Source organism: Sulfuricurvum sp., from assembly GCF_041651515.1.
In the GTDB taxonomy this organism is placed as follows: Bacteria; Campylobacterota; Campylobacteria; order Campylobacterales; family Sulfurimonadaceae; genus Sulfuricurvum.
In genome coordinates this window covers 78,117-89,247 of the sequence record NZ_JBAZJF010000005.1, presented here as the reverse complement: position 1 = coordinate 89,247, position 11,131 = coordinate 78,117, and the positions used below count along the sequence as shown (strand labels likewise).

10 protein-coding genes are annotated in these 11,131 nt (G+C 43.5%); 3 read left to right on the top strand and 7 right to left on the bottom strand.

The window, feature by feature from the left end:
* Positions 1–89 precede the first annotated feature (89 nt).
* Entirely contained in the window at positions 90–911 is an 822-nt protein-coding gene (gene galU, locus WC407_RS10630; RefSeq protein WP_373022626.1) for a UTP--glucose-1-phosphate uridylyltransferase GalU, read from the top strand.
* A 23-nt stretch (positions 912–934) separates the two neighbouring features.
* Here galU and WC407_RS10625 read toward each other — a convergent pair whose 3' ends face one another.
* The 6 genes from WC407_RS10625 to pyrH are packed head-to-tail and all read right to left on the bottom strand — an operon-like array spanning position 935 to position 7,946.
* Complete coding sequence (locus WC407_RS10625) at positions 935–2,512, bottom strand: N-acetylmuramoyl-L-alanine amidase (RefSeq protein WP_373022625.1); 1,578 nt, start codon at positions 2,510–2,512, stop codon at positions 935–937.
* Between the two features lie 8 nt (positions 2,513–2,520).
* Complete coding sequence (locus WC407_RS10620) at positions 2,521–3,612, bottom strand: nitronate monooxygenase (RefSeq protein ID WP_373022624.1); 1,092 nt, start codon at positions 3,610–3,612, stop codon at positions 2,521–2,523.
* Positions 3,609–4,811 (bottom strand): tyrosine--tRNA ligase, encoded by a 1,203-nt coding sequence (gene tyrS / locus WC407_RS10615; protein WP_373022623.1) that lies wholly within the window; start codon positions 4,809–4,811, stop codon positions 3,609–3,611. Before tyrS ends, WC407_RS10620 begins: the two co-directional genes overlap by 4 nt.
* Positions 4,812–4,813: 2 nt before the next feature.
* Complete coding sequence (locus WC407_RS10610; RefSeq protein ID WP_373022622.1) at positions 4,814–6,979, bottom strand: bifunctional (p)ppGpp synthetase/guanosine-3',5'-bis(diphosphate) 3'-pyrophosphohydrolase; 2,166 nt, start codon at positions 6,977–6,979, stop codon at positions 4,814–4,816.
* A gap of 20 nt (positions 6,980–6,999) precedes the next feature.
* Positions 7,000–7,215, bottom strand: coding sequence for a DNA-directed RNA polymerase subunit omega (locus WC407_RS10605; protein ID WP_373022620.1), 216 nt, complete (start codon positions 7,213–7,215; stop codon positions 7,000–7,002).
* Positions 7,216–7,235: 20 nt separating this feature from the next.
* Positions 7,236–7,946 (bottom strand): UMP kinase, encoded by a 711-nt coding sequence (gene pyrH / locus WC407_RS10600; RefSeq protein WP_373022619.1) that lies wholly within the window; start codon positions 7,944–7,946, stop codon positions 7,236–7,238.
* 96 nt (positions 7,947–8,042) lie between these two features.
* Here pyrH and WC407_RS10595 point away from each other — a divergent pair, with 96 nt between their 5' ends.
* Together WC407_RS10595 and WC407_RS10590 are read left to right on the top strand one after the other, a co-directional pair.
* Entirely contained in the window at positions 8,043–9,371 is a 1,329-nt protein-coding gene (locus WC407_RS10595) for a hypothetical protein (RefSeq protein WP_373022618.1), read from the top strand.
* Between the two features lie 2 nt (positions 9,372–9,373).
* Positions 9,374–10,471: a trypsin-like peptidase domain-containing protein gene (locus tag WC407_RS10590; RefSeq protein WP_373022617.1), complete on the top strand. Its 1,098-nt coding sequence runs from the start codon at positions 9,374–9,376 to the stop codon at positions 10,469–10,471.
* Here the strand turns inward: WC407_RS10590 and WC407_RS10585 are convergent.
* Positions 10,434–11,054 (bottom strand): DUF502 domain-containing protein, encoded by a 621-nt coding sequence (locus WC407_RS10585; RefSeq protein ID WP_373022616.1) that lies wholly within the window; start codon positions 11,052–11,054, stop codon positions 10,434–10,436. The genes WC407_RS10590 and WC407_RS10585 overlap by 38 nt on opposite strands.
* Between the last annotated feature and the right edge of the window lie 77 nt (positions 11,055–11,131).

The following is an 11,131-nucleotide window of genomic DNA, read 5'->3' as shown; positions in this document are numbered from 1 at the left end:
TCATTATAATACAGTTCGATGAAAAATGTTCTAAAAGTTATTATCAGAGCGGTGTTTTGCTATAATCACATCCAATATCAGGAGTTAGTATGATCAAAAAATGTCTTTTCCCCGCTGCCGGATACGGTACCCGTTTTTTACCTGCAACCAAAGCGATGCCAAAGGAGATGCTCCCTGTGCTTACAAAGCCTTTGATTCAATACGGTGTTGAAGAAGCGGTTGAAGCGGGAATGCATACAATGGCTATCGTCACCGGACGGGGAAAGCGGGCGTTGGAAGATCATTTTGATGTCAGCTATGAGCTCGAACACCAAATCAAAGGTTCCGATAAAGAACATTACCTCACCGAAATTCGCGCGCTCATCGATCAATGTACCTTCTCCTATACACGCCAAAATGAGATGAAAGGGCTTGGTCATGCTATACTCACAGGAGAAACACTGATCGGAAATGAGCCTTTTGCCGTGATCCTCGCCGATGACTTATGCGACGGTAACGGAGAAGGAGGAGTTCTTTCACAAATGGTTGAGTTGTTTAATAAATATAAATGCTCAATCGTCGCCATTGAAGAGATAGATCGAAGCCAAACCAACCGCTACGGGATCATTGAAGGAAAAGAGATTGAAAATGGGGTTTACATGATCAGTAACATGGTCGAGAAACCTGATCCCTCTGTCGCACCAAGTAATCTTGCCATTATCGGACGATATATCCTAACCCCTGATATTTTCGCTATTATCGAAAATACCCCTCCAGGTAAAGGGGGAGAAATCCAAATTACCGACGCCCTCATGAGGCAAGCTACAAACGGTATGGTCTTAGCGTATAAGTTTAAAGGGAAACGATTTGACTGCGGAAGTGTTGAAGGATTTGTCGAAGCGACAAACTATTTCCATGAAAAAAACAAGTGATTCAGATCAGCAAATAAGAACCATTAGCCGTTATTAGTAAAATAACGGCCTACTCCTTCTACTAGCCCTTCGACCATCCATTTTTGATATTTTTCATCCGCAATACGAATCGACTCTTCAGGATGAGAAATATATCCGACTTCAACCAAAACAGCGGGCATTTGAGCACCGACCAAGACCCAGAAAGGAGCTTCTCTGACACCGTTATCATGAACATTCGGAAACTGTTTATGCAAATTTGAAAGCATCCCTTTTTGTATATCGATGGCAAGTTTATTGGATGCAATGATTTTTTCTTTATTCATAAAACTCAGAAAACTAAGTTTGCCGTACTGTCCCATCTCTCCCATATCCTCGGAGTTCTCCAATGCAGCTACCCGCATAGAGCGCTCACTCCTCGCAGGAGAGAGAAAATAGGTTTCTATTCCCTGAGCAGCGGCCGGATCACTGGTTTTTGGAATTGAGTTGGCGTGGATAGAAATAAATAAATCCGCTTGCTTGTCATTGGCAAATTTCGTACGATCTTTTAATTCGACAAACGTATCGTTTCCACGAGTCATGTGAACCGTATATCCCACAGCACGAAGACTCTCTACAAGTTGAGTAGCAATATGAATAACAATCTCTTTTTCCATAAAACCGTTCCCTACGGCACCGCTGTCTTTGCCCCCATGACCGGCATCAATAACAATCACTTTTTTACTTCGGTCCCGTGGCGTTACCGTTACAAGGGGAGGAAGTGCCGCGACCAACGGCGGTTCTTGAACAGTCGGCTGAAGCGGAAAGCTGGCTAAAGGAGCAGTCGTTTTTTGAGGTTCCAAAGAGAGATCGATATAAACGGAAGAGCCTTTCGGTGTGTATTTAATCGAAATGGCTTGATTATGCTCAATAACGAGGCGAAGAGTTTTGGCATCAAACTGCGCCATTTGAATACGATTTATCTCTTTGTGCTCTAACGTTTGACTTTTCGACAGAGTTGAAGAAGCAATATCAATGATATAACGAAATCGCTGCTTGTCGGATTCAATGATTTTTGTCATTTTTATCTCATCGCCCTTTACAGGAGAATCAAAGATCAATTCGATCCCCGAATCCTTCCATCGTGCATCAATCAAACGATGACGCATCGTCATCGAAACTTCATCCATTGCTTTAGGAGTAGAAAGCTTAAGCGATTCAGGAGCCGGAGTTAAGAATTTAGCAGAATTTTCAACAGATTTTACAGACAGTGATGAAGGAAATTTAAGAACCGGAACAGATTTTACTGCCACTTCAACGGGTTTATCAGAAGAATCTATTTTAGCTATACTTTTTACCGCAGGAACTAATTTAGCAAGATCGGCCTGATATTTTGAGACATCAATCCCTAATTTTTCGCCCCCCTCAACAATACCCTCAAGCGATTCACGCAGCAAAGAACTGTTTTTATCCAAACTGGCCCGCAAGTAGATAGTCTTACATTCATTATATCCGCGAAATTGTTCAATTTCATCACTGCTTTGCAGTGCTTTTTTTGCAGAAGCGAGTCGTGTACCATCGTCCGCACCCCATACGGATAGAGAAACAATTAATAAACTGAGTAAAAAGAGACGCTTAAGCACAGAAAGAACTACTCCCCAAGAGTCAATTTTTGCATCAACTCTTTGACGGAGATAACTTTATCGATGCGATAACCGTTGGAACCTGAGAAAAAGAGACCCAATTCTAAATTACCCGCATACGCATCACTTAGACGATCCGCAATACAAAAACCGACCTCTTTGGCTTCAACACCGCGATTACAAGGGGCAACGCAGTTGGAAATACATTTAATCGAAGGTCCTGTTCGGGTATCGACAAGATCGCGCAAATTCGTCCGTACACCGCGAGCCGGATATCCGACCGGCGATTTCATCAGAGTAATATCTTCTTCTTTCGCATCAATCAAAACCTGTTTAAAGTTTTCATGGGCATCACATTCGAATGTGCCAATAAAACGGGTCCCCATTTGAACACCGCTTGCACCCAAAGCCATCATCTCTTCAATATCGTTTTTATCCCAGATTCCTCCGGCAGCGATAACAGGGATATTACCCCACAATGCAGCTTCTGCAACAACGGGTTTTACCAAATTTTCAAGTTGAAACTCATCCATTTCACACTGCTCGTACGTAAACCCCTGATGTCCACCGCTTTTAGGTCCCTCTAGAACAACAGCATCAGGGAGACGGTTATAGCGCTTTTGCCATCGTTTGCAAATAATAGAAAGCGCTTTTGCCGATGAAACAATAGGTACTAATGCAACATCAGGATATTCAGCTGTAAACTCAGGCATATTGGTCGGCAGACCCGCTCCCGTAATAATGATATCTACCCCTGCCTCACACGCATCTTGTACGACTCGCCCATAATCATTGATTGCATACAATACATTGCAGGCAAGCGGTGCATCGCCACAAATTTTGCGTGCATTTGCAACAATAGCGCTCAACCCTTTTTTGGAATAGAAATTTTCAGCGTCTAACGGCCGATTTGCAACCAAACGATTTACGTGAACTTTATCTTCATAATATCCTGTACCTACAGCACTAATAACGCCTAAACCGCCCTCTGCTGAAACGGTTCCAGCCAATTTATCCCAACTGATACCTACACCCATTCCCCCCTGTACGATAGGGAATTTCAGCATATATTTGCCGATTTGAAGTGGTTTGAAACTCATAAAATTACCTTTAATCGCGCAAATTTCCGTTTTCCAACCTGCAAAACGTACTCACCCGCTTCCAGTTGATATTGCTCATCGCTTATTTTTTGTTGATCGATTTTAACAGAGCCTTGCTTAATCTCCCGACGTGATTGTGAAGTAGAAGGACTCAAGGCACAATCGACGAGTGCTTTTGCAACCCAAATCGGTCCTTCGAGAGTAAATTCATCCATCTCGGTAGGAATTTCACTCTGTGCGTGTACCCGTTCAAATTCGGCGCTCGCTTCATGTGCCTCCGCTTCTGAATGAAAACGTGCCGTGATTTCAAGAGCTAATGCCTCTTTCACCTTTTTCGGATGAAGCGTCCCCTCTTCAACACCGGTTTTTAGCGCTTCGATCTGATCAAGCGATTGTGCACTGAGGAGTTCATAATAGCGCCACATGAGCGTATCACTGATACTGAGAATTTTCCCGAACATATCATTGGGAGCATCGGCAACGGCAATATAATTACCCAAACTCTTCGACATTTTTTGAACGCCGTCCAACCCTTCTAGAATCGGCATCATAAGAACGGCTTGCTCTTTTCCGATCTCATACGCACGTTGCAAGTGGCGGCCCATCAGGAGATTGAACTTCTGATCGGTCCCTCCGATCTCAATGTCGCTTTTAAGATGTACGCTGTCATACCCTTGCAGCAACGGATACAAAAACTCGCTGATGGAGATGGAGATTCCCCCTTTGTACCGTTTGTCAAAATCATCCCGTTCCAACATACGCGCCACATTGAACGTAGTGGTAAGTTCCAACATCCCTGCTGCACCCAGAGGATTAATCCACTCCGCATTAAAAACGACACTGGTTTTTTCGGGATCAAGAATTTTAAAAACCTGATCCTTATAACTTTGGGCATTTTCCAGAATTTGTGCAGGAAGGAGGATTTTACGGGTTTCACTTTTGCCGGTCGGATCACCGATCTGTGCCGTAAAATCGCCGATCAAGAATTGAATACGTCCGCCGTATTTTTGAAAGGTTGCCAGCTTATGCAGCAATACCGTATGTCCTAAATGCAAATCAGGTGCAGTAGGATCAAACCCCGCTTTAACCGTGTAGGTCTCCCCTTTTTCAAAATAGTTTTTGAGGAGAGTTTCGAGTCGTGCTTCGTCAATAATTTCGGCACACCCGCGTCTGATTTCTCGTAATGCTTCGTTTATCATGTTTATCCTTGGCTTCGGTACGCGTCATCGGTCCGAAAAAATTGTATGATTTTCCCTTTTTTCTCTAGCTTGGAGCGAAGTCGATTAATATCGTTCTCTAGGGCTTGAAACTCCATTTCGCAGTATTTAGTGTGCTCTGAGCGCTCTTTTCCGAGTTCAATACTGTTGATATCGGCACCCATTTTTGCCATATAGGTGAGCAGATCCGCCAAGGAACCTTGTGCACTTTGCATACTGATGATCAAATGATAGCGATAATAATTTTGCGCTCTCCATCGAACATAGACCATCGGTTCATGTCTCTCAATCATCGCGGCGGCATTTTTACACATTTTATGGTGAACATGCGCTTTTGACTCTTGTAAAAAAGCGACGATTTCATCACCGGACTTCGGATGGCAGCAATAATCAAATACCGCATCCGAAATATTTTGTGCAGAAAGAACCTCTAAGGATGCAAATACGTAAGGCTTGAGCTTAAAGCGGTTACGACTCAAAAAAGCGCTGAATCGATTGCTCGCTTGCATCTCTTCACCTAAACGGTGGATCGATTCTTTGAGAAAATCAAGCTCTCGTGGCAATCGGTACGCCTGATCTTCTAAATGCTCTGATTTCAACAACTCCGTAATTTTATCCTCGCTAAGACGAAAAACCCCCGATAGGATATTGATACCGCTTATGGTATCGATAGAACGGATACGCTGATTACAGTTAGCGCGCATACTTGCCTTGGCACGAGAGGTTTTAACCGCATCAATCCAACTGCATCGAGTAATCTTTTTATTATTGGAAGCCGTAGTAATTTTAACGATATCACCGTTGTGCAGTTCACTTAAAAGTGACGCTTTTTCCTTGTTTATCAAACACCCCTCTGCACTGTCTCCGACCTGAGTATGAACCGCATAAGCAAAATCCAAGGCTACCGCACCGCGCGGCAAGGTGAAAGGTTTTCCCACCGGGGAAAAAACACTGATATCATCGCTGAAAAGATCATTTTTGATCAATTCATAAAACGCTTCGACCGATTCGCTTTGATATTGAAGATTATGAAGCCAGTCGAGGCTGATCGGATTATTACCGCCGTTTTTATATTTCCAGTGTGCCGCAACTCCAAGCTCAGCCGTTGCATGCATCTCTAGGGTGCGAATTTGAACTTCAAAAATTGCACTGTCATAAAATACGGTTGTATGAAGCGTTTGATACCCATTTTCTTTCGGGATAGCAATGTAATCTTTAAAGCGTGAACTTAATGGCTGAAAATTGAGGTGTACCATACCGAAAACACGATAACAATCGATCGGTTTTTTGATTAAAATACGAACGGCCAATAGATCCAGTATCTCATCGATACTAATCCCTTTACGCTGCATTTTTAAATAAATAGAGTAATGGTGCTTGACACGGCTTAATATTTCAAAGTCTTCCTGACAAAAGCCATTTTCCAACATCATTGTGGTCAGTTTGTCGCAAAAGTTACTGAGTCGTGCGGCTATAGAGCGGTAGTTCTCTTCAAGATACAGATCAATGAGACGTTTGTCTTCCGTAAATAGATACTGAAAACTCAAATCTTCCAATAAATTTTTGAGAAACGATATCCCTAAACGGTGGGCAATCGGAGCATATACGACAAGAGTCTCTTCGGCAATACGGTGTTGCTTTGCCTCACTAAGGGCTCCCAGCGTGAGCATATTGTGAAGTCTATCGCACAGCTTAACGACCAATACCCGAACATCCTCGATCGACGCAACGAGCATCTTACGAAAGGAAAGGGCTGAAACCACTAATTTCTCATCGGAATTAGAAGGAATCAGCTGCGCATCACGGATTGAATCGATTTTGGTAAGACCTTCAACCAAATGAGCAACATCGGCTCCGTAATCGCGTGCGACATCATCTATCGTGATATGGGTATCTTCAACCACATCGTGCAGCAATGCAGCAATAACCATTGCTTCATCTCCCGTAATGGAAGCAACAATGGAAGCAACTAAAACAGGATGAACAATATAAGGTTCACCACTTTTACGAAATTGCTCTTTATGTGCCTCTTGGGCAAAACTAAGCGCTGTTGTTATGGCGTGAGAAGAGGGAATTAGGGAGTAAAGGTGCGAAACAGCACCTTCGACATCATTGATGTATGTTATTTTTTCGATATCGATGGTGTTCAATGATGCGGCTTTGTAAGCTATTAAGCTTTGTCAACAAAACCTTTGATAGTGATATGCCCCTCAGCAATCTCCATCAAAGCGACATCGGCAGCTTTTGCTTTTTTCATATCAATATTAATTTTTGACGGTGCACCGTTTTGAAGCTCTTCGGAGCGTTTAGCGACAGCAAGTGCCAATACATAACGATCAACATTTGCGGTTTCAAGCGCTTTTGCGGTGAGTTGTTCTAGTCTCATGGTAATACCCTTTGTTAAATTTATTGTACGATTGAGCAGCGCTCAAAATTACCTTGAATGATTTCAAGGAGGTTGCCGGCGGTAAACATATCACAGACTATGATCGGCAATTTGTTCTCTTTAGCCAAGGCGATAGAGGTATCGTCCATGACTTTAATATGATCTTGAAGGGCTTGTTCATATCCCAAAACGGGAAGCTTGACCGCATCGGCAAATTTTTTAGGATCTTTGTCGTATACGCCGTCCACTTTCGTCGCTTTGATAATAACCTCTGCCCCGATCTCAACCGCACGCAAAGTCGCTGCCGTATCGGTCGTGAAAAACGGGTTACCGGTACCGGCGGCGAATACCACCACCCGGCCCCGTTCTAAATGTCGCATAGCACGTCGGACAATAAAGGCTTCCGCGATTTGCTCCATTTTAATAGCACTTTGGACACGGACAAGCATCCCTTCGTGTTCACAGGCTTCTTGGATCGCAATCGCATTAATTACCGTTGCCAGCATACCCATGTAATCACCCGACGTTCGACGGATGATCCCGTCTTGCGCCGCAGTAACCCCACGAATAATATTGCCGCCGCCGATAACGATTCCGACTTCTATCCCCGCATCTACAAGGGTTTTGATCTCGGTTGCAATAAACTTGAGGATTTTTGTATCGATACCGTGACCGTTTTCACCGGCCAAAGCCTCTCCCGAGAACTTAACCAAAACACGTTTATAGCCCATACAACCCCCTCTTGTTATTGACGCGTATTATACTTTATTGTCGCTTTAAGGTTGCTTTGATTACACTACAACCTATGACATACAGGGGATTATGTGGTGAATCTATTCGATCTGGCTCTATCATGGCTGAAACACAAACCGAAAGAGAGAGTAATACTTTTCGGACGAGGGATCCATGCTCTCCCCAACCCCAGAGAAAAAGAGCTCTTTGATGATGCTTCTTCTGCCTTTATACGCGGTGATGTCCTTGAGGGGTACAAATCCTTTTTAGCCTCCTTGGTTCACTCTGAAATTTCTCATTTACCCCATCATCTCAAAATTATTCCCGAAGAGGGGGCTCTTCGTTTTGAACTGATTCAAGGGAGTGCCATCATCAAAGCGTACATAACCTCGGAATATCTCGAAGCGTATGCGGACATTGCGAAAAGTGCTTCTTTGCATGTAGCCATTAAACGCCGTTTTTTGGAACGTAATTTTCAGCTTACCTATTGCCATTTCAGTGAAGAAAAAGGGGTTATTAAACTCTCCATTCGGCTGGACAACACTACGATCACCCCCCAAAAAATATTTTTTCCACTCCGCGAAATAGCCCTTAATGCCGATTTTGAAAAAGAGTTTATTGCCAGTGAATTTGACGAATCGGTACTGCTTGAATATGATCACATTCTCCCTATTAATGCGGAGCGTGCACGTCGGCTTTATACCGCTATGCAAACGTGGATTGTTCAAACCAAAGAGAGTCTCCTCGGGCTCCTTTCCAACGATAATACGGGTATGGTATCCTTTAGCTATTTAGCCCTCTTGCTCCAAATTGATTACCTCATCCTTCCCCATAAAAAAATGGCTAAAAATATCAGTGAAAAAATCAACGGCTACTTTTTAGATGATGAAAAACTGACCGAAGATAAAAATGCCGACTTAGAGACCTTCCTCTTCGAACTCGAAACGATGAGTTATGAGCATTTTGTTACCCAACTGTACGATTCGACCTCCACGTTTTCCCCTTATGAGCAAGCAATGCACGATGATATTGCTACCTTTATCGACGAATCGCTCGCAAAAGTGCGTTGGTACAAAAACAGTCATTCCAATTACGTCATCAGCGTAATTTATCGTTATATCTCTTTGTATATTCTCTACAACTATGGTCTGCACCCCTCACTTCGAGCACTGCTGCACCTGCACGTTGAAGTCTATACCGGTGATTTTTTCGCAGCGGAAGGGGAGACCCGCCTTTATGATCCGCAGACTAAAACATTTCAAAAAAACAGTATACAAGAGCGGATTGCTTCTGCCATTAAGCCCTATGCCGATCGCTATAAAGGGCTTAAAAATTTTGCCGATGAGCTCAATTACAGTGACTTGGAACATTTTAGCCAAAGTTTTTATCTGCAAATCAAAAATCTCGATTATACGGAGGCGTAAAAATGACCGCGTCTACTCAAAAAATAGTCGAAAAGAATATCGAAAGTATCGTCCAGATCACAACCCCTTACGGCAGTGGAAGCGGTTTTTTAATCGGAGAGCTCATTGTTACCAACTCCCATGTTGTGAGTGGGCTCAAAGAAGTTTTGATCAGTACGAAAACGCTCCCGAAATCGATCGGCAATGTCGTTTACGATGATGCCGCATATGATCTAGCCTTTATCCGCTCCCCTGAGCCTATCGGTGCGAATATACCCTTGAAGCTCTCTAGCTCGCCGATAAACGACGGAGACGGCGTTATCGCTATCGGCCACCCTTACGGGCTCAATTATTCCACGACCGAGGGGATCATCTCCAGAGCATCACGGATGCAGGGGGAAGTCGAATACATCCAGTTTGATGCAGCTATCAATCCGGGAAACAGCGGAGGACCGCTTCTCAATGAAGAGGGGGAAGTGATCGGGGTCAATACCTTCATCATCCAAAATTCAAACAATCTGGGCTTTGCCCTCCCCTACTATACCCTTCAAGAAGCACTAGAGCAGTTTCTTGCGCTGCATGATGGCGATATCATCCGTTGTATCTCGTGTAAAAATCTCATCCAGGAACCGACCATTCAAAACGACTACTGTCCCAAATGCGGTGTTAAACTCGACGTTGCCAAACGTCGCCGCGAAGGGTACAAACCATCAGGAGTCGTTGCTTTGGTCGAAAAAATAATGGGAAGCCTCGGCATCAATGTAACCCTCTCTCGCCGAAGTCAGCGAAGCTGGCGGTTCGAAACACCTACCACCCGAATCGATATCAACTATTACGATAACGGTATCGTTATTGCCGATTCGGCACTCTGCCGAATCCCCCAAGAGAATATTGAACCGCTGTATGATTATTTATTGCATGAAAACAGTGCATTAGAGAATTTACAGTTTTCCATTAACGAAAATACCGTTTTCCTATCCTATATTGTCGTCGATTCATCTCTCACCGAACACTATGGGTTAAGTGCTTTACGCCGACTGTACGAGGGAGCACCTCACTATCATAAGTTGCTTATTCAAGAGTTTAAAGCGTTGGAACCGAAGTTTGATGAGTTTGAATAAGAGCTGACACCGCCTCTTTTTGAGGAAAATCGGCCCCCATACTGATAATAAAGGATGACGCTTCTTGGAGGGTTAATGTTGTTGTTTTGATCCGGACTTCATCCACAAGAACCGTATATCCGCTCGTAGGATTCGGTGAAGTCGGAACGAATACGACACAGATATTTTCATGGCGATTCAACAGGTATGCCGGTACCCAAAGTCCTTCTTTGGGATATTCAATCAGCACTACCTCTTTTTTCGTCCCGTCTTCACCACCCGAAAGCATGGCTGCAAGTTTTTTCGAGACCGAATAAACGGAGCGGATAGCCGGAATTTTTTCAAACGTACTATCAATCATTGAGATAAAAATCGAACGCCCGTATTTTTCGATCGAAAAGCCAAGAAGAGCAAATATCCCCACAACACCTGCCATCAAGGCCAATGTTACCTCAAATGAATCGGTGTAATCATGAAGCGACAGATACGCGCTTACACCCAGATTTTTGAGATAATTGACCACAACGATCACTAAAATTAATGGGAAAAGCGATAATGCCCCGACAAAAATATAACGGAGTAATAATTTAATTTTTGAACTCATAAAAAAACCTTTTTATTATGACAAGTTGTCGCATTATAGAATACTTTTTGAAACACTTAACTACAATAACGCAACTA

Coding starts and splice junctions, on each gene's coding strand:
- galU (WP_373022626.1), top strand. CDS start 90: ATGATCAAAAAATGTCTTTTCCCCGCTGCCGGATACGGTACCCGTTTT.
- WC407_RS10620 (WP_373022624.1), bottom strand. CDS start 3,612: ATGAGTTTCAAACCACTTCAAATCGGCAAATATATGCTGAAATTCCCT.
- tyrS (WP_373022623.1), bottom strand. CDS start 4,811: ATGATAAACGAAGCATTACGAGAAATCAGACGCGGGTGTGCCGAAATT.
- WC407_RS10605 (WP_373022620.1), bottom strand. CDS start 7,215: ATGAGACTAGAACAACTCACCGCAAAAGCGCTTGAAACCGCAAATGTT.
- pyrH (WP_373022619.1), bottom strand. CDS start 7,946: ATGGGCTATAAACGTGTTTTGGTTAAGTTCTCGGGAGAGGCTTTGGCC.
- WC407_RS10590 (WP_373022617.1), top strand. CDS start 9,374: ATGACCGCGTCTACTCAAAAAATAGTCGAAAAGAATATCGAAAGTATC.
- WC407_RS10585 (WP_373022616.1), bottom strand. CDS start 11,054: ATGAGTTCAAAAATTAAATTATTACTCCGTTATATTTTTGTCGGGGCA.